Below are 18,427 nucleotides of genomic sequence, written 5' to 3'. Positions count from 1 at the left end.
CACCTCCCGCCGCGTCTGCTTGCGTTGCCCAAGATCTTCGGCGTCACCGAACGTCAGCTGCATCAGAAGTCATCCCGGAGGTGAGGCGGTATTGTCGCCGACAGATGGCGTGTTGTTCAGACCTTCCTTAGACGCCGCAAGCGCGGCTTGCCATCTTTGATACGCCCTGAGACATCAGTGATTAAAAGGGCCTCGTCGGAAACTAGCGGAGCCAGCTGCACCTTTCTGCCCAAAAGCACGTCCGAAGGAATGTATTCATATTCCCCACGCCCGCCGCTCGGCCTCCAGCGGACATCAACTATCGGCATATGCCAAGTCCTTTCGCTCGGCCACCCGCGATCCAACATACATCGCAATACGTGCGCCCAACCATTTCGCAACTGCCGGCGTTACGGAATTTCCGACGGCGTGATAGCGAAGGCTATCAGCGTCCTCCTTATTCAAAGTGGGAACGTCTGTCCACCCTGGGGGAAATCCTTGTACCCGCTCAACTTCCGTCGGAACGAACCGCCGCACCCGTCCATTCGGATACCAAACGTAGTTTCGACTCCAATCGGTACCTGTGTGTCGGGCAGACTCAGCATAGATGCAGTGGGCACGCGCCTTAACTAGGGGCCCCGTGAGAGTATTTCCAAGGATTCTCTGAAAGAGGCTGGGAGATTTCTTCCCATTCGATCCACTCGCCTCAGAATTCCCGTCGCCGCATTCGGGCTCAAAAAGTATTTGTCCGGCACCGCCTGGGTCTCGATGCACGGCAACAACATAGACTCGCTTGCGCGACTGGGGGACTCCGAAATGTTGGCTGTTAAGCACTCGCCACGCCACGCCATACCCGAGCTCATCCAGCGTCTTGAGTACGATGGCGAAGTCTCTTCCTCGGTGGCTAGTGAGAAGGCCGTGCACGTTTTCGAGGACAACAATTTGCGGGCGACGAGTGTCAACCAGTGCCGCGAAATCGTGGAAGAGGCCGGACTGCGATCCCCGGAGGCCGTCGCGAGGGCCCATTCGCGCAAGTGAGAGATCTTGGCAAGGAAAGCCGGCTGACCAGACTTCCGCCGTAGGGATTTGGTTAGGGTCGACACTTTGAATGTCCTCAAACAATGGAACTTCTGGCCAGCGCGCTGCAAGCACACGACGGCAGAAGGGCTTCTTTTCGCACAAAGAAACTGTTTTGATTCCGAGCTGCTCAAAACCAAGATCGAACCCACCGATCCCCGAAAAAAAGGAGGCGTGATTAAGAATCGGATCAACTGAGGCAGCTTGGAGAGAGTCCGCACTATCGACGGACATGAGAGGGCCTGAATCGACTCGCAGAGGCCCTTCTGAATCAAGAGTCATACGTAAGTAGTCCTGTGTTTACTCAATAATCCCTCAACACAGTCTCAGCGAATGAGATTTTTCACCCGCACTTGCTATACCCGCAATTCAAACAAGTCGCGCACCCGTCCATCAGCACGAGCGCCTTGGTCGAACACTTGTGGCACATGGTGGCAGTGGGCGGGAAGCTGGCGCCGTCGCCGGTCACGGCGATGTCTTCCGGGTGGTCGGCGGCGCTGCTCAGGCCGGACGGGCCGGACTCAGCGTTTTTTTTTGAGCGGTCTTCGTACTGCTTGCGCTTCTCGGCGATCAGCGCGCGCTGGTGCTCGCTCATCTCCGGGTCGTGCAGCATGCCGATCGACTTCAGGTGGTCTTCGACGATGCTGCCCAGTTCGGCCACCAGCGACGGCATGTACACGCCGCCGGCCTTGAAGTAGCCACCGCGCGGGTCGAACACGGCCTTCATTTCTTCCACCAGGAAGGCGACGTCGCCACCCTTGCGGAACACGGCGGACATGATGCGGGTGAGCGCCACGATCCACTGGAAGTGCTCCATCGACTTGCAGTTGATGAAGACCTCGAACGGGCGGCGATGTTCGTGCTCGGTGCCGGGATTGAGCACGATGTCGTTGATGGTCACGTACATGGCGTGCTCCACCAGCGGCGACTTGATCTTGTAGGTGCTGCCGATCAGGACTTCCGGGCGCTCGATGCGCTCGTGCATCTGGATCACGTTGTAGACCGCATCCGCAGCGGGCGCGGGGGCCGGGGCGGGTGCAGCGGATGCCGGCGGATTGGCCTTGTCGTCCGGGGTGACGACGGCGTAGCCCTTGATTTTCTTGTCGATCCTGACGGTCATGGTCCTGACTCTGTGGGTGCTCACGCGTATGCGGGGGTTCGTCGCACCACGCCCGGAAACCGGGCGGGTGCAGGGTGGTTTACTTTTTCGCGGCTTTCTTGACGGCCTTCTTCACTGCTTTCCTGGCTGGGGCTTTCTTCGCGACGGCTTTCTTGGCCGGCGCTTTCTTCACGGCGGCCTTCTTGGCCGGGGCCTTCTTGGCGACGGCCTTCTTCGCCACCGGCTTCTTGGCCACGGCCTTCTTGACGGCCTTCTTCGCCGCGGGCTTCTTGCCGGCCACCTTCTTCTTCAGGCTGGCCACTTCCTTCCTGGCGTCCTTGCTGGCGGTGGCGAGTTTCTTCCTCGCCTTGGCCACGGTCTTCTTCACCGCCTTCTTCGCCTTCGCCACTTCGGTCTTCACTTTCTTCTCGGCGGACTTGGCGGCCTTCTTCGCCTTCGCCACGGTGGCGCTGGCGGTGCTGGCCATCGCATTGCCGACTTCCGCAACCTTTTCCTTCGCAGCGTCAACGGCATCCGACAGCGTTGCCGTCACTCCATCTCCATTGCTCATGTGCCCTCCTCATCGGGCGTGGGTTGGTGGGTACAACAACGCGATCCTATACCCGGCCAGACACGCGTGCAGCACTCTTTCCGGGGCGCTGCACGGTGTGGCGGAAGCGCCTTCAGAACTTGCCGTAGTAGCCTTCCTTCAAGGCATCGAACAGGTTGGCGGCGGTGTGCAGTTCGCCGTCGTATTCGATCTGTTCGTTGCCCTTCACTTCCACCACGCTGCCGTCTTCCAGTTCGAAGCGGTAGGTGGTGTTCTCCAGGTCGGCTTCCTTCACCAGCACGCCCTGGAAGGCGGCCGGGTTGAAGCGGAAGGTGGTGCAACCCTTCAGGCCCTGCTGGTAGGCGTAGCGGTAGATGTCCTTGAAGTCTTCGTACGGGTAGTCGGTGGGGACGTTGGCGGTCTTGGAGATGGAGCTGTCCACCCACTTCTGCGCCGCGGCCTGCACGTCCACGTGCTCCTTCGGGCTGATGTCGTCGGCGCTGATGAAGTAGGCGGGCAGTTGCGCGGCCTTGTCTTCGGCGTAGGGCATCGCCTTGGCGTTGACCAGTTCGCGATAGGCCAGCAGCTCGAACGAGAACACGTCGACCTTTTCCTTGGTCTTCTTGCCTTCGCGGATCACGTTGCGGCTGTAGTGGTGCGCGAAGCTGGGCTCGATGCCGTTGCTGGCGTTGTTGGCCAGGCTCAGCGAGATGGTGCCGGTGGGCGCGATGGAACTGTGGTGGGTGAACCGGCAACCGACGGTGGCCAATTCGTCCACCAGCTCCGGCGCCACTTCGGCCACCTTCTGCATGTAGCGGGAATAGCGGGCGTGCAACACGCGGCCTTCGATCTGCTGGCCGATCTTCCAGCCGTCGCGCGCCATTTCCGGGCGCTTGCGCAGCATGCCGGCATCGACGGTGAACACTTCGTCCATGATCGGTGCCGGGCCCTTTTCCTTGGCCAGCGCAAGCCCGGTTTCCCAGCCGGCCACCGCCATCTCGCGGGCGATGGCTTCGGTGAACTCGCACGATGCCTGGCTGCCGTACTGCATCTTCAGCATGGTCATGGTGCTGCCCAGGCCCAAAAAGCCCATGCCGTGGCGGCGCTTGCGCAGGATTTCATCGCGCTGACGCTGCAACGGCAGCCCGTTGACCTCCACCACGTTGTCCAGCATGCGGGTGAACACGCGCACCACTTCCTTGTATTCCTCCCAGTCGAACGTGGCCTGGTCGGTGAAGGGCTGCTTGACGAACTTGGTCAGGTTGACCGAGCCCAGCAGGCAGGCGCCGTAGGGCGGCAGCGGCTGCTCGCCGCAGGGGTTGGTGGCGCGGATGGTCTCGCACCACCAGTTGTTGTTCATCTCGTTGACCTTGTCGATCAGGATGAACCCCGGCTCGGCGTAGTCATACGTCGAGACCATGATCATGTCCCACAGGTGGCGGGCGCGGATGTGGCCGTAGATCTTGCAGGCCACCAGCCCGTCCTCGCGGGCGATGTAGTTGCGGTGGGTCGGCCATTCGCGCCAGACCACCTGCTCGGCATCGGCCAGGTCGATGTCGCCTTGCTCCTTGGCATTGACCGGGAACACCAGCGGCCAGTCGGCATCGTCTTCCACCGCCTGCATGAAGCCGTCGGTGATCAGCAAGCTGAGGTTGAACTGGCGCAGCCGGCCGTCTTCGCGCTTGGCGCGGATGAAGTCCTTCACGTCCGGGTGCGACACGTCGAACGTGCCCATCTGCGCGCCGCGGCGGCCGCCGGCGGACGAGACGGTGAAACACATCTTGTCGAAGATGTCCATGAACGACATCGGGCCGGAGGTGTACGCGCCGGCGCCGGCGACGAACGCCCCGCGCGGGCGCAGCGTGCTGAATTCGTAGCCGATGCCGCAGCCGGCCTTCAGGGTCAGGCCGGCTTCGTGCACCTTCTCCAGGATGCCGTCCATCGAATCTTCAATCGTGCCGGAGACCGTGCAATTGATGGTCGAGGTGGCGGGCTTGTGCTCCAGCGCACCGGCGTTGGAGGTGATGCGGCCGGCCGGGATCGCGCCGCGGCGCAGCGCCCAGGTGAAGCGCTCCTGCCAGTACTGCTGCAGCTCGGCGGTGGGTTCGGCTTCGGCCAGGGCCTTGGCGACGCGCTTGTAGGTGCCGTCGATGTCGGCATCCAGCGCCACGCCCTGCTTGGTCTTCAGGCGATATTTCTTGTCCCAGATGTCCATCGATGCCGGCTGCATCGGGATGTCCTGATTTGCGTCCGTGGTCACTGCTTCCAACCTCGCCGTGCTCATGCCCGTTGACTCTCCTGTCTGTCAGTGGCCGCGCACTGCGCGCGGGCCGGTGGTGCAAACGCCGCATCCGGCGGCGACAACGCCGGCCGCGCGGGGCGCAGCCTGCAGATGCGTTGGTTTGTCGGCGTTGCCGCCGGGTTCTGCATCGTCACGCGCCGCTCCCCGCCGGACGTCGTTTCCCCGTGGCTGGCGGCCCCCTTCGCCACTAGCCTTGGGTCTTCCCTGCACAGAAACCACAATATCTTGTGGCCCAATCCGCAAGACCATAGCCACGCATTCCGGCCAAGTCAACGTCAAAATTTGCCGGATTCCCCTTGCATTCCGGGACGCCGGCCTACCACCCGCATGGCGGCACGGTTTCACTGTGCGAACGCCGCGACGGGGAGGCAACATGAATACGCGCGATGCTGCGTTGCAGGATGCGTGAAGCCCGCTGCGCGCCCTTCAGCCGCGATTGCACGAGCGCCGCCGGGTTTCGGCAATACTGGTTTCCCAACCGTTTCCGCACTGCCGCATGAAGACCGCCACCAAGACCCTGCTTGCGCTGTCCGCCGCCGCTGCGTTCGGCGGTTTTGCCGCCACCGGGCTGAACCTGATGCTGGAACGCCCGGCCACCGCCGCCCCCCCCGCCAGCGCCAGCGTGCCGATGACCGCCGCGCTGCCCAGCGCGGTGGCCGGCACGCCGCTGCCATCGCTGGCCCCGATGCTGAAAAAGGTGCTGCCGGCGGTGGTCAGCGTGAACACCAAGCAGGTGGTGCGGGTGAACACGCCGTTCGGCGACGACCCGATCTTCCGCCGCATCTTCGGCATCCCGCAGGAGCGCATCGCGCAGTCGCTGGGCTCGGGCGTGATCATCGACGCCCAGCGCGGGCTGGTGCTGACCAACAACCACGTGGTGGAGGACGCCGACGAGGTGCAGGTGACGCTGGCCGACGGGCGCAGCCTGAAGGCCGAATTCGTGGGCAACGACGCCGACACCGACATCGCGCTGATGCGCATCCAGGCGCAGGACCTCACCGCCATCCCCATCGCCGACAGCGACAAGCTGCAGATCGGCGATTTCGTGGTGGCCATCGGCAACCCGTTCGGCGTCGGCCAGACCGTGACCAGCGGCATCGTGTCCGCGGTGGGCCGCAACAACCTGCCGGGGGCCGGCTTCCAGAACTTCATCCAGACCGACGCCAGCATCAATCCCGGCAATTCCGGCGGCGCGCTGGTCAATCTCAACGGCGAGCTGGTGGGCATCAACACCGCCAGCTTCAACCCGCACGGCTCGATGGCCGGCAACATCGGGCTGGGCTTCGCCATTCCCTCCAACCTCGCCAGCCGGATCAAGGACCAACTGCTGCGTGGCGGCGTGGTCCGCCGCGGCACGCTGGGCATCGACAGCCAGGACCTGGACGCGAAGCTGGCCAGGGGGCTGGGCCTGACCGAGACCCGCGGCGCGCTGGTGACGCGGGTGTATCCCGGCGCGGCGGCCGGTGCCGCCGGCCTGAAGGTGGGCGACGTGGTGGTGGCCGCCAATGGCCAGCCCATCGACAGCGCCGAGGCGTTGCGCAACTTCCAGGGCCTGCAGGCACCGGACGCCACCGTGATGCTGGACGTGCGTCGCGACGGCAAACCGTTGCAGATCCGCAGCGGCCTGCGCGAAGCCCCGAAAGCCCTGGCCGGCGCGCAGCTGGACGCGCGCCTGAGCGGCGCCAGCTTCGCCGACTTGCCGGAATCGCTGCGCCGGCAGGGGCTGACCGGCGTACTGGTGGAAGACGTGCAACGCGGCAGCCGCGCGGCTCAAAACGGCCTGCAACGCGGCGACGTGGTGCTGGCCGCCAGCAGCGGCGACTTCAGCGACCTGGGCGGCCTGCGCGCCAGCCTGGCCAAACCGCCGCAGCAACTGCTGCTGCGCATCCTGCGCGGCAATGTCAGCGGGCAACTGTTGATGCGCTGACCCACGGCCCCGAAACGGTGCCACACTGGCACTCCCCTCCCGACGACAGGATGCGGCAGATGAGCGAGAACACCGAAGCGGTCAAAGCCAATCTGGGCGAAGCCGGCAGCCACTTGAAGCAAGCGGCGGTGGCGGCGGGGGGCGCGGTGCGCAATGCCGCCGGCGCGGCCGGTGATGAATTGCGGCTGGGTACGGCGCAGGTCAAGGCCGAACTGGCCGACAGCGGCGTGGCCGGGCTTGACGCCGCGCAGCACCTGGGCGGTGCCGTCGGCGAGCAGATGGATGCCCTGGTGGAAAAGGGCCGCGATTTGCTGGACAGCGCCGCCGAGCTGATTCGCGAGCGCCCGCTGGCCGCGTTCGGGGTGGCGTTTGCCGCCGGCTGGATCATCTCCAAGCTTGCCCGCAGCGACAAGTAAGCGCGCATGAGCGGCGACGAGCAGGCCGCCAACGCCGCCGAATCCGCGGCGCTGGGCGATACCCTGCAACAGCTGGGCGAGGGCGCGCGCGCCAGTGCGCACGCCTCCCTGGCCGCGCTGCTGGCACTGCGCCGCTTGCTCGCCGCCGACCTGGCGCTGGCATGGGCCGCGCTGGGGCATGGGCTGGTGTTCGCCGGACTGGCGATTGCATTGGGGGGCGCAGGCTGGCTGCTGTTGATGGCGGCATTGGTGGCGGGCTTGCAGCAATTGGGGCTGTCCTGGCTGCTGGCCTTGCTGGTGGCCGCCACGCTGAGCCTCGCCGGCACGCTGGCGGCGGCATGGGCGGCGCTGCGGCATTTCCGCCACACGCATCTGCAGGCCACCCGCCGGCAGCTGGCGCAGTGGGCGCAGGCACTGCCCGACGCCCTGCGCAACGACGACGGCCCGGGGGCGGCATGAGCCTGGCTGCCCGGCTGGCGCGCGTGCAACAGGCCGAACAGGCCGCCAGCGCCGCGCACGCGCAGGCCGGCCTGCAATGGCGCGCGCTGGGCGCATGCTGGCGCAGCAGCTGGACCCCGGGACGGATCGTCGTCATCGGCCTGGCCGCCGGCTTCGCGGTGGGGCAGGCACGTCCGCTGCGGTTGGCCGGCGGCACGTTGTGGCCGCTGCTGCGCACGCTTTCGCCGCTGCTGGGCGATGCCTTCGCCACGCTGGCCAAGACGGCCACGTCGGCCGCCGCGCCGCCATCGGTGCAGGCCGCCGACACCGACGCCTGAGCCGGCCTACAATGCGCGGGTGAGCCTTGCCATCCGCGCCATCAGCCTCGACCTCGACGACACCCTGTGGCCGTTCGCACCGATCGGCGAGCGCATCGAAGCCGCCTTGCACGCATGGTTCCTCGAGCACAGCCCGCAAACCGCGGAGCGCTTCCCGATCAGCGAAATGCGCGCCCTGCGCGAGCGGGTGTTCGCCGAATTCCCCGAGCACGCACACGACCTGGGCCTGCTGCGCCGGCTCAGCATCGAGCGCGCGCTGAAGGAAAGCGGCGACGACCCGGCGCTGGCCAGCGCCGCCTACGGCATTTTCTTCCGCGAACGCAACCGCGTCGATTTCTTTCCCGATGCACTGGACGGCCTGCACCGCATCGCCGCGCACCTGCCGATCGCCGCATTGACCAATGGCAATGCCGACCTGGCGGTGATCGGCATCGCGTCGCTGTTCCGCTTCCAGCTGGGCGCGCGCGAATACGGCGCCGCCAAGCCCGATGCCGGGTTTTTCCACGAAGCCTGCCGCCGCCTGGGCTGCGCACCGCACGAGGTGCTGCACGTCGGCGATCATCCGCAGATGGATGTCGCCGGCGCGGCCCGGGCCGGCCTGCGCAGCTGCTGGATCGACCGCGGCGATCACCCCTGGCCCGAGGCACTGCCGCGCGCCGACCTGCACGTCACCACCTTGACCGCACTGGCCGACTGGCTGGACGCGGGCGCCACTTTCGAGACACCTGCCCCATGACCCTGCCCCCCGGCTACACCCCCGACAGCGCCGCCGCCCTGCCCCTGCACGTGGTGGCCAAATCCGGCTTCGCCGCGTGGCTGGCCACCCAGCCGCCCGCCGTGCAGGCCTGGCTGGCCGCGCAGCGCTTCGACGCCGGTGCCGGCAGCCTGCAAAGCTGGGCCGATGCCGAGGGCCGCGTGGCCGGGGCGGTGCTGGGCGTCGAGGACGCACTGGACCCGTATGCCTATGCGCACGCGCCGCGCGCCTTGCCGGCCGGCGACTGGCACGCGATCGGCCTGCCCGATGCCGACGCGCTGCGCGCCCTGCAACTGGGCTGGGGCCTGGGCCTGTACCGCTTCGACCGCTACAAGACCGGCAAGCCGGTGCCGACGCGGCTGGCGGGGGACATCGATGCCGAAGGGCTGGACCTGCTCGCCGCCTGCGTGCGCGTGCGCGACCTGGTCAACACGCCCACCGAACACATGGGCCCGGATGAGCTGGAAGCCACCGCGCGCACCATCGCGCAGGCGCATGGCGCGCAACTCACGGTGATCGCCGGCGACGACCTGCTGGCGCACAACTTCCCCACCATCCACGCCGTCGGCCGCGCCAGCCATCGCGCACCGCGCCTGCTGGAATTGACCTGGGGCGAGCCCACCCACCCGCACATCGTGCTCTGCGGAAAGGGCGTGTGCTTCGACACCGGCGGGCTGGACCTCAAGGCCGCCGCCGGCATGCGCAACATGAAGAAGGACATGGGCGGCGCGGCGCATGCGCTGGCACTGGCCGAGCTGGTGATGGCGCGCAAGCTGCGCCTGCGCATCACCCTGCTGATCGCCGCCGTCGAAAACGCGGTGGGCCCGAACGCGTTCCGCCCCGGCGACATCATCACCACCCGCAAGGGCGTGAGCGTGGAGATCGACAACACCGACGCCGAAGGCCGGCTGGTGCTGTGCGACGCGCTCACCCGCGCCTGCGAGCTGGCACCCGACCTGCTGCTGGACTTCGCCACCCTCACCGGTGCCGCGCGCATCGCGCTGGGCCCGGACCTGCCGGCGCTGTACGCCAACGACGACGCCCTGGCCGACGCCTGGCTGCGCGCCGGCATGCAGGCGCGTGACCCGTTGTGGCGGATGCCGCTGTGGCGGCCGTACCTGCGCTACCTCACCAGCGGCATCGCCGATCTCGCCAACAGCAGCAACACCACCATGGCCGGCAGCGTCACCGCCGCGCTGTACCTGGAACGCTTCGTCAGCGAAGGCACCCGCTGGGCGCATCTCGATGTCTACGCCTGGAACGACAGCGACCGCCCCGGCCGCCCTGCCGGCGGCGAGGCGATGGGCCTGCGCGCGGCGTATGCGCTGTTGAAGACGCGCAGCGCGTAACGCACCAGCACCGTGCTACAGCCACCCCTTCTGCCGCGCCAAGCGATACGCCTCGATGCGGTTGCCGACGCCGAGTTTGCCGATGGCTTCCGACAGGTAGTTGCGCACGGTGCCTTGTGACAGGTTGAGTTGCGCGGCGATGTCGCTGGCGGAGTGGCCTTCGCCGGCCAAGCGCAGGGCTTGGCGTTCGCGGTCGGTGAGGGGGTCGGCCTCGCCCCAGGCTTCCATCGCCAGTTGCGGGTCGATGGCGCGGCCGCCGCGATGGACGTTGCGGATGGCATCGGCCAATTGCTCGGCGGGGGCATCTTTCAGCAAATAGCCGCGCACGCCGGCGTCCAATGCGCGCCGCAAAAAACCGGCGCGGGCGAAGGTGGTGACGATGACCACCTTGATGGGCAATTCGTGGCGGGCGATGCGCTGCGCCAGCTCCAGCCCGGTGAGGCCGGGCATTTCGATGTCGGACACCAACACGTCGGGCTTGAGGCGTTGCAGCTCGCGCCACGCCGCCTCGCCATCGGCGGCGGTACCGGCCACCTCGATGTCGGATTCCAGCGACAGCAGCGACGCCAGCGCGCCGCGCAGCATCGCCTGGTCTTCGGCCAGCAGGACGCGGATCATGCCCGCACCCGCGCATCCACCGCAGCGACGGCGCGCAGCGGCAGCAGCGGTTGCCGCCAGACCAGCGGCAACTGGATCGACAAGCGTGTGCCGGCACCGCGCGGGGAGTCCACGTCGAGGCGTCCGCCCAGTTCACGCACGCGGTCGCGCATGCCGGCCAAGCCGTTGCCTTCCACGCCGACACCGCCACGCCCGTTGTCGATGATGCGCAATTGCACGGCTTTCTCCTCCTGCACGAACTCGATCTGCGCCTGGGTGGCCTGCGCGTGACGCGAGATGTTGGTCACCGCCTCGCGCAGCAGCAGTGCCAGCGCGCGCTCGGCTTCCGGCGGCAGGCCCTGCGGTGGCGGCGCATAGTCCAGTTGCACCTGCGCCGATTCCAGCAGCAACCGCGCCGAGGCCAGCTCGGCGGCGAGATCGGTGGCGCGGATGCCGGTAACCGCGCTGCGTACCTGCGCCAGCGCCTCGCGCGCGACGGCTTCGGCATCCTCCAGTTCACGCCTGGCGGCAGCCGGGTCGCGATCGAACAGCTTGCGCGACAGCTCCAGTTTCAAGGTGATCAGCGACAAGGTATGCCCCAGCAGGTCGTGCAAATCACGGCCGATGCGTTCGCGCTCGGCAGTGGCGGCCAGCCGCCGCACTTCCTCCTGCGACAGCGCCAACGCCGCGTCCTTTTCCTGGCTGGCATGTTCGACATTGATGATGGTGCCGATCACGAACGTCATCACCGGCACCCACAGCCACGTCGCCACCGTGTACCCCACCCAGATCGCCACCGCCACGAAGGCGGCGTTCATCGCCAGCAATTGCAAGGCGTAGCGCCGATACGTCGGCCGCTGCGCCGACACCCGCAGCATCACGCAGCCGAACACGAAATAGCTCAGCCCGGAGGGATACCAGCGCAGCAGCAGCAGACACAGCGCCGCCATGCCCAGGGCGTAGCGCCAGCCCTGCCGCTGCGGTGCCAGCAGCAGCCGCGCATACATCCACAGGAACAGCGGGTATGAACACAGGGTCAGCACCACCCAGGGCAGGTCATAACCGCCACCGAACAGCGGCGTGATGAACACGTAGGCCGACCACAGCAGGTGGATGCCACCCGACCATGGCGATTTGCCGCGCCGCAGGCAGGCCGCCACCGCCGAGTCCGGGGCGGGGGTGAAGTGATGGCGCAGCCATGCGGGGGTTTTCATGCGCGCATCCTACTGGAACGTCGCGGCCACGCGGTCCTCAACCATGGCGGCGCAGGCGATGCGCGGCCAGCAGCAGGCACCCGATGGTGAACGCCAGCAGCACCAGCGCATGCGGCCAATGTGCGCCGGTGTCGAAGCCCACAGCCGACAGCGCCTGCGCGTTCAAGTGATAGCTGGGCCAGATCGGTGCCAATTGTTGCAGCAGCTTCGGCATCATCGTCAGCGGGAACCACAGCCCGGACAGGAAGGCCATCGGCAGGTAGACCATGTTGAGCAGGCCGGGCGCGCCCTGGCCTTTCAGCAGGGTGCCGATCAACAAGCCCAGCGCGCAGAACGGCAACACGCCCAGCGTGTCCACCAGCAACAACCGGCCGGCCTGCGCCAGCGTCAAACCGGCATCCGCCACGCCCAGCGCCACCGCCAGCAGCAATGCACCCACCACCGCCGCCACGCACATCGCCATCAGCATCTTGCCCAGCAGATAGGCGCCGGGCGGCATCGGCAGCGCCCGCTTGAAGACCAGCAGGCCGCTGCCGCGCTCCAGCGCCAGCGACACGCCGAAGCCGAACAAACCCGGCGCCATCACCCCGAACGTGCTGTAGCTGGCCAGCATGAATCGCCCGGCTTCGCCATTGCCGTGGTTCAACAGCACGCCGAACATCAGGTAGAACACGTTGGGGAACAGGATGATCGGCAACAGGAAGCCGGGGTTGCGCAGATAGCGCCGCAGCTCGCTGCGGGCTTCCTCCAGATACGCGGCAACGAGGCGTTGGCGCGGCATGTCCAGGGTCGGGAGAGCGTTCATCAGGCGGCTTCCTGCATCTGCGGATCGTCGTTGCGGGTGAGTTCTGCGAAGGCCTCGGCAAGCCCTGCCGCACGCACTTCCAGCGCCGTCAGCGTGGTGTCCGCATCCAGCAAGCGGCGCACCAGCAGTTCCGGGTATTCGGTGGCAAGGCACAGCCGCTCGCCATCGCTGCCAGCCTCTGCCACTTCCGGCCAGCCCGCCACCTCGGCCAGCGACAGTGCACTGCTGCACCACACGCGCTTGCGCGCGATGCGCGCACGCAGGGCCGCCACGCTGCCTTCGCTGATCACCTTGCCGCGTGCCATCACGCAGACCCGGGTCGCCAGCGCCTCGGCCTCTTCCAGATAATGAGTGGTCAGCACCACCGCGTTGCCTTCGGCCACCAACTGGCGAATGGCGGCCCACAGCGTGCGCCGCGCATCGATGTCCATGCCCACGGTGGGCTCGTCCAGGAACAGCAGGCGCGGCCGCCCGCACAACGCCAACGCGAACTGCACGCGCCGCTGCTGGCCGCCGGAGAGCTTGCCGTAGGGACGTGGCAACAGGTCCTCCACACCGGCCAGCGCCGCACTTTCGGCCACGCTGCGCGGAGCCGGGTAATAGCTGGCGGTCAGCCGGATCAGCTCGCCCACCCGCAACGTGTCCGGCAGCTGCGCGTCCTGCAACATCACCCCGATGTTGCGTCGCGCGGCGATGTCCTGGGGGTCGCGGCCGAACAGCTCCACGCTGCCGGCATCGGCGCGGACCAGGCCCAGCAGCAAGCCGATCGCGGTGGTCTTGCCGGCACCATTGGGCCCCAGCAGCGCCAGCAATTCACCGCCGTGCACGCTCAGGTCGATCCCGTCCAGAGCGCGCAGCGCGCCGTAACACTTGCTGGTGCCGCGCAAGCGCGCCAGCACGGGGTTCGCATTGTCCATCCCGCCCACCTTTTCCGTCACCAATGGCGGCCATCCTCGCGCCCTGCGGCCGCTGCCGACATGCGCAGCCGTCAGTGCAATCGCATGACAGTTGTCAGCGGACGCCCGGCCCTGTGCACCGCACACTGCGCCGCGTGCCGCCCTTGCCGGGGTTGGTGCGATATTGCGGGCACAATCCGCGCACACCCACCACCCGATCATGCCGATGACCAGCAACGCCGACCTGCTCAATTCATTGAAAATCGACCGCAGCGCGCCCCCCCCGCCGCCCTCCCGCAAGGGGCTGTGGCTGGCCCTGGCGGCAGTGGGCGTGGTCACCGTCGCCGGCATGGCCGTGTTCGCACTGCGTGGCGGCAAGGGCGTGGAAGTCAGCGTGGCCGAAGCCACCGCGATCGGCACCGGTGCCGGTGCCAACGCCTCGGTGCTGGATGCCACCGGCTACGTGGTGGCGCGGCGCATGGCCACGGTCTCCGCCAAGGTCACCGGCAAGGTGCGCGAAGTGTTGATCGAGGAAGGCCAGAAGGTCGAGGATGGCCAGGTGCTGGCGCGGCTGGACCCGGTGGATGCGCAGGCGCAGCGCACGCTGTCGGCCTCGCAGTTGGCCGCTTCGCAGAGCCAGATCGCCAGCGTGCAGGCGCAGCTGAAGGAGGCGGAAGCAAACGCCACCCGGCTGTCCACGCTGGCGGCGCAGAAGCTCGTCGCGCGTGCGCAATACGACCAGGCGGTGGCACAGCGCGACGCCCTGCGCGCGCAGCTGGCCACCACCCAGCGCAACGCGCAGGTGGCGCGCGACGGGCTGCGCATCGCCGACAACGGCGTGGACAACACCATCGTGCGCGCGCCGTTCGCCGGCGTGGTGATCGCCAAGTCGGCGCAGGTGGGTGAAATCATTTCTCCGCTGTCGGCCGGTGGCGGCTTCACCCGCACCGGCATCGGCACGATCGTCGACATGAACAGCCTTGAAGTCGAGGTGGAAGTGGGCGAGGCCTACATCGGCCGGGTCAAGCCGGGCATGCGCACCGAGACCGTGCTCAACGCCTACCAGGACTGGAAGATCCCCGGCAAGGTGATCGCCATCATCCCCGCCGCCGACCGCGGCAAGGCCACGGTGAAGGTGCGGGTGGCCATCGACACCAAGGGCGATGCCCGCATCGTGCCGGACATGGGCGCGCGGGTGAGCTTCCTCGACGACGCCCAGCCGGCCCGGCCCGACGCCCGGCCCGGCGTGCTGGTGCCCGCCAACGCCATCACCACGCGCGACAACCACGACATCGCCTTCGTGGTCGCCGGTGGCAAGGCCCTGCAACGCAGCCTCACCCTGGGCCGCACGCTCGGCGACGACCGCGAAGTGCTGTCCGGCGTGGCCGGTGGCGAGCGCGTGGTGCTCGACCCGCCGCAGGCGCTGGCCAACGGCGCGCCGGTGACGCTGGCGCAGCCCGAAACGCATGGCGAATGACGCACACCCTACCGGAGACCCCGCGATGCCCACCCTCGTCAGTACCCGCAACCTGCACAAGACCTACCAGCGCGGCCCGGAAACCGTGGACGTGCTGCGCGGCATCGACCTCGACATCGCGGAGGGCGACTTCGTCGCGCTGATGGGGCCGTCGGGCTCGGGCAAGACCACGCTGCTGAACCTGATCGGCGGGTTGGACACGCCCAGCAGCGGCAGCATCGAAATCGCCGGCCAGCACATCGAGCACATGCGCGATGCACAGCTGGCGCACTGGCGCAGCAACAACGTGGGTTTCGTGTTCCAGTTCTACAACCTGATGCCCACCCTGAGCGCACAGAAGAACGTCGAACTGCCGCTGCTTCTGACCTCGCTGTCCGCCGCGCAGCGCAAGCAGAATGCGGCCGTGGCACTGCAACTGGTGGGGCTGGCGGACCGCGCCAGGCACAAGCCCAACGAACTGTCGGGCGGCCAGCAGCAGCGCGTGGCGATCGCCCGCGCGATCGTGTCCGACCCCACCTTGCTGATCTGCGACGAACCCACCGGCGACCTCGACCGGCAATCGGCCGCGGACATCCTGGGCCTGTTGCAGGAACTCAACCGCGTGCACGGCAAGACCATCGTCATGGTGACCCACGACCCCAAGGCGGCCGAGTACGCCACGCATACGCTGCACCTCGACAAGGGCAATCTGGTCGAGCAGACCGTACACGCCTGAGCCGGAGGCCAGCCATGAAATATTTCCATCTCGTCTGGGCCGCGCTGTTGCGCAGCAAGACCCGCACCCTGCTCACCCTGCTGTCGGTGGTGGCCGCGTTCCTGCTGTTCGGGATGCTGGATTCGGTGCGCGTCGCCTTCAACTCCGGCGGCAGCGTGGCCGGCGCCAACCGCATGGTGACGATGTCGCGGCTGTCGATCACGCAAATGCTGCCGTACAGCCTGGACACGCGGATCCGCGCGCTGCCGGGGGTGAAGCGCGCCGCCTACGCGGCGTGGTTCGGCGGCATCTACCGCGACCCGAAGAACTTCTTCGCCAACTTCAGCGTCAGCCCGGACTACCTGGACCTGTATCCGGAGTTCAAGCTGCCGGCCGCGCAGAAGAAGGCGTGGCTGGCCGACCAGCGCGGCGCGATCGTCGGCGAAGCGCTGGCCAGGCAGTTCGGCTGGAAGGTGGGCGACACCATCCCGCTGCAGGCCACCATCTTCCCCACCCGCGGCAGCAACGACTGGTCGTTCACCCTGCGCGGCATCTACAAGGTCGCCGACCCCAAGCAGAAGGCGCAGGAGCGCGTGCTGTTCTTCCACTGGAAGTACTTCGACGAGGCCAACGACTACGTGAAGGGCCGGGTGGGCTGGTGGATCGTGGAGCCGGCCAATGCCGATGCCGCCGACCGCGTCGCCAAGGCCGTGGACAGACTCAGCGAGAACTCCGACCACGAGACCAAGACCCAGAGCGAGGCCGCGTTCAACCAGAGCTTCGCCAAGCAGTTCGCCGACATCGGCCTGATCGTGTCCGCGATCATGGGCGCGGTGTTCTTCACCCTGCTGCTGCTGACCGGCAACACCATGGCGCAAGCGGTGCGCGAGCGCATCCCGGAGCTGGCGGTGCTCAAGACCCTCGGGTTCACCAACCGCAGCGTGTTGTGGCTGGTGTTGGCCGAATCGGTGCTGCTGGTGGTGCTGGGCGGGGTGCTGGGGCTGGTGCTGGCTGCGGCCATCGTGCCGGCAGTGGGCGCGGCCAGCGGCGGCATGATCCAGCTGCCCGGCCTGCTGGCGCAGACCTGGGGCATGGGCCTGGCGCTGATGGTGGGCATCGGCGTGATGGTGGGGGTCCTGCCGGCGCTGCGCGGCATGCGCCTGAACATCGTCGATGCACTGGCTGGCCGATAAGGAGCACACCACATGAAACGATTCTTCTCTGGCCTGTTGACCGTGCTCGCGCTCGTCGTGCTGCTGGCCATCTGGATCATGCTGCCCTGGTTCGCCGTGCTCGCCGTGGTCGCCGCCATCGCGCTGTGGCTGCTGCTCACCCGCAGCGGTCGGCTGGCCCGCGAGGCCACCAGGATCGGCATCGCCGGCCTGCCGCAACGCTGGGGCGCGTCCAGCGTCATCGTGATCGGCATCGCCGGCGTGGTCGGCGTGCTGGTGGCGATGCTGGCGATGGGCGAAGGCTTCAAGGCCACGCTCGACAAGACCGGCGACGACGGCACCGCCATTATCTTGCGCGCCGGCTCGCAGGCGGAGACCAATTCGGTCATCACCCGCGACCAGGCGCCACTGGTCTCGTCCCTGCCCGGCATCGCCCGCGGCCCGGATGGGAAGGCGCTGGCCTCGCCGGAACTGTCGCAGGTGGTGAACCTGCCGACCAAGGCCGACGGCACCGACGCCAACGTGCAGTTCCGTGGCGTCGGCCCGGCGGGCTGGGCGATCCGTCCGCAGCTGAAGCTCGTCGAGGGCCGCAAGTTCAATCCGGGCCTGCGTGAAATCGTGATCGGCAAGGGCGCGCAGCGGCAGTTCCGCGGGCTGGAGGTCGGCCAGCAGCTGAAGCTGGCCACCCAGATGTGGACGGTGGTGGGCGTGTTCGAGGCGAAGGATTCGCACGACTCCGAGCTGTGGACCGACGCCGACGTGCTCGGCCCCGCCTACCAGCGCAACGCGTTCCAGTCGGTGACGGTGAAGCTGGCGGGCAAGAACGGGTTCCAGCAACTCAAGGCCGCGCTGGCCGCCGACCCGCGGCTGAAGCTGGACGTCGACACCACCCGCAATTACTACGGCAAGCAGTCGGAAGGCCTGACCAAGCTGATCAAGATCCTCGGCACCGTGATCGGCGCGATCATGGCGATCGGCGCGGTGTTCGGCGCGCTCAACAGCATGTACGCGGCCGTGGCCGGGCGTGCCCGCGAGATCGCCACGCTGCGCGCGCTGGGCTTCCGCGGTTTGCCGGTGGTCACCGCCGTGATGCTGGAAACCATGCTGCTGGCGCTGCTGGGCGGCCTGCTGGGCGCGGCCATCGCGTGGGGCGTGTTCAACGGCTACACGGTCAGCACGCTGGGCCAGAACTTCAGCCAGGTGGTGTTCCAGTTCAAGGTCAGCCCGGCGTTGGCGTGGACCGGGCTGAAGTGGGCGCTGGGGATTGGTCTGGTCGGCGGGCTGTTCCCGGCATTGCGCGCCGCGCGGCTGCCGGTCACCGAAGCGCTGCGGTCGGCCTGACC

At 67.5% G+C, this 18,427-nt stretch carries 18 protein-coding genes; 10 read left to right on the top strand and 8 right to left on the bottom strand.

The features are described from left to right. Window positions 1–294 precede the first annotated feature (294 nt). The 4 genes from ACE3OK_RS11715 to ACE3OK_RS11700 all read right to left on the bottom strand — a co-directional run bounded on the left by ACE3OK_RS11715 (window position 295) and on the right by ACE3OK_RS11700 (window position 4,989). Window positions 295–1,290 carry a DNA cytosine methyltransferase gene (locus ACE3OK_RS11715; RefSeq protein WP_374249727.1) on the bottom strand — a complete coding sequence of 332 codons (996 nt, stop codon included), beginning with the start codon at window positions 1,288–1,290 and terminating at the stop codon, window positions 295–297. Window positions 1,291–1,399: 109 nt separating this feature from the next. Next, on the bottom strand, window positions 1,400–2,176 hold the full coding sequence (locus ACE3OK_RS11710; protein ID WP_374249725.1) for an NrdJb: 777 nt from the start codon (window positions 2,174–2,176) through the stop codon (window positions 1,400–1,402). A gap of 79 nt (window positions 2,177–2,255) precedes the next feature. Next, the gene (locus tag ACE3OK_RS11705; RefSeq protein WP_374249724.1) at window positions 2,256–2,726 is read right to left on the bottom strand and encodes a hypothetical protein; all 471 of its coding nucleotides are present in this window, start codon (window positions 2,724–2,726) and stop codon (window positions 2,256–2,258) included. 112 nt (window positions 2,727–2,838) lie between these two features. Then, window positions 2,839–4,989: an adenosylcobalamin-dependent ribonucleoside-diphosphate reductase gene (locus ACE3OK_RS11700; RefSeq protein ID WP_374249723.1), complete on the bottom strand. Its 2,151-nt coding sequence runs from the start codon at window positions 4,987–4,989 to the stop codon at window positions 2,839–2,841. Between the two features lie 514 nt (window positions 4,990–5,503). On the opposite strand from ACE3OK_RS11700, the gene ACE3OK_RS11695 reads away from it, so the two are divergent. From ACE3OK_RS11695 to ACE3OK_RS11670, 6 genes are read left to right on the top strand one after another with little or no spacing between them, the layout of a single operon-like run. Continuing rightward, window positions 5,504–6,934 carry a Do family serine endopeptidase gene (locus tag ACE3OK_RS11695; RefSeq protein ID WP_374249722.1) on the top strand — a complete coding sequence of 477 codons (1,431 nt, stop codon included), beginning with the start codon at window positions 5,504–5,506 and terminating at the stop codon, window positions 6,932–6,934. 59 nt (window positions 6,935–6,993) lie between these two features. Next, the gene (locus tag ACE3OK_RS11690; protein WP_374249721.1) at window positions 6,994–7,350 is read left to right on the top strand and encodes a hypothetical protein; all 357 of its coding nucleotides are present in this window, start codon (window positions 6,994–6,996) and stop codon (window positions 7,348–7,350) included. 6 nt (window positions 7,351–7,356) lie between these two features. After that, on the top strand, window positions 7,357–7,809 hold the full coding sequence (locus ACE3OK_RS11685; protein ID WP_374249720.1) for a phage holin family protein: 453 nt from the start codon (window positions 7,357–7,359) through the stop codon (window positions 7,807–7,809). Further along, the gene (locus ACE3OK_RS11680) at window positions 7,806–8,126 is read left to right on the top strand and encodes a hypothetical protein (RefSeq protein WP_374249719.1); all 321 of its coding nucleotides are present in this window, start codon (window positions 7,806–7,808) and stop codon (window positions 8,124–8,126) included. The genes ACE3OK_RS11685 and ACE3OK_RS11680 overlap by 4 nt, the downstream gene beginning before the upstream one ends. Before the next feature lie 19 nt (window positions 8,127–8,145). Beyond that, the gene (locus ACE3OK_RS11675) at window positions 8,146–8,862 is read left to right on the top strand and encodes an HAD family hydrolase (protein ID WP_374249718.1); all 717 of its coding nucleotides are present in this window, start codon (window positions 8,146–8,148) and stop codon (window positions 8,860–8,862) included. Continuing rightward, a complete protein-coding gene (locus tag ACE3OK_RS11670; protein WP_374249717.1) occupies window positions 8,859–10,229 on the top strand; it encodes a M17 family metallopeptidase in 1,371 nt (456 codons plus the stop codon). The genes ACE3OK_RS11675 and ACE3OK_RS11670 overlap by 4 nt, the downstream gene beginning before the upstream one ends. A gap of 15 nt (window positions 10,230–10,244) precedes the next feature. Here ACE3OK_RS11670 and ACE3OK_RS11665 read toward each other — a convergent pair whose 3' ends face one another. Genes ACE3OK_RS11665 through ACE3OK_RS11650 form a run of 4 tightly spaced genes read right to left on the bottom strand, consistent with a single transcriptional unit; the run spans window position 10,245 to window position 13,762 of the window. Next, window positions 10,245–10,847 (bottom strand): response regulator transcription factor, encoded by a 603-nt coding sequence (locus ACE3OK_RS11665; protein ID WP_374249715.1) that lies wholly within the window; start codon window positions 10,845–10,847, stop codon window positions 10,245–10,247. Then, on the bottom strand, window positions 10,844–12,040 hold the full coding sequence (locus tag ACE3OK_RS11660) for a sensor histidine kinase (RefSeq protein WP_374249714.1): 1,197 nt from the start codon (window positions 12,038–12,040) through the stop codon (window positions 10,844–10,846). Before ACE3OK_RS11660 ends, ACE3OK_RS11665 begins: the two co-directional genes overlap by 4 nt. Before the next feature lie 37 nt (window positions 12,041–12,077). Beyond that, a complete protein-coding gene (locus ACE3OK_RS11655) occupies window positions 12,078–12,845 on the bottom strand; it encodes an ABC transporter permease (RefSeq protein WP_374249713.1) in 768 nt (255 codons plus the stop codon). Then, window positions 12,845–13,762: an ABC transporter ATP-binding protein gene (locus ACE3OK_RS11650; RefSeq protein ID WP_374249712.1), complete on the bottom strand. Its 918-nt coding sequence runs from the start codon at window positions 13,760–13,762 to the stop codon at window positions 12,845–12,847. The genes ACE3OK_RS11655 and ACE3OK_RS11650 overlap by 1 nt, the downstream gene beginning before the upstream one ends. 205 nt (window positions 13,763–13,967) lie before the next feature. Here ACE3OK_RS11650 and ACE3OK_RS11645 point away from each other — a divergent pair, with 205 nt between their 5' ends. From ACE3OK_RS11645 to ACE3OK_RS11630, 4 genes are read left to right on the top strand one after another with little or no spacing between them, the layout of a single operon-like run. Further along, on the top strand, window positions 13,968–15,218 hold the full coding sequence (locus ACE3OK_RS11645; RefSeq protein WP_374249711.1) for an efflux RND transporter periplasmic adaptor subunit: 1,251 nt from the start codon (window positions 13,968–13,970) through the stop codon (window positions 15,216–15,218). 25 nt (window positions 15,219–15,243) lie between these two features. Next, on the top strand, window positions 15,244–15,933 hold the full coding sequence (locus ACE3OK_RS11640; RefSeq protein ID WP_374249710.1) for an ABC transporter ATP-binding protein: 690 nt from the start codon (window positions 15,244–15,246) through the stop codon (window positions 15,931–15,933). A gap of 14 nt (window positions 15,934–15,947) precedes the next feature. Then, window positions 15,948–17,105: an ABC transporter permease gene (locus ACE3OK_RS11635; RefSeq protein ID WP_374249709.1), complete on the top strand. Its 1,158-nt coding sequence runs from the start codon at window positions 15,948–15,950 to the stop codon at window positions 17,103–17,105. 12 nt (window positions 17,106–17,117) lie between these two features. Then, on the top strand, window positions 17,118–18,425 hold the full coding sequence (locus ACE3OK_RS11630; protein ID WP_374249708.1) for an ABC transporter permease: 1,308 nt from the start codon (window positions 17,118–17,120) through the stop codon (window positions 18,423–18,425). Window positions 18,426–18,427: the final 2 nt, after the last annotated feature.

It is taken from the genome of Thermomonas sp. (assembly GCF_041905325.1).
GTDB lineage: Bacteria > Pseudomonadota > Gammaproteobacteria > Xanthomonadales > Xanthomonadaceae > Thermomonas.
The sequence above is the reverse complement of the archived record's forward strand: the minus strand, read 5'-3'. Positions and strand labels throughout refer to the sequence as shown.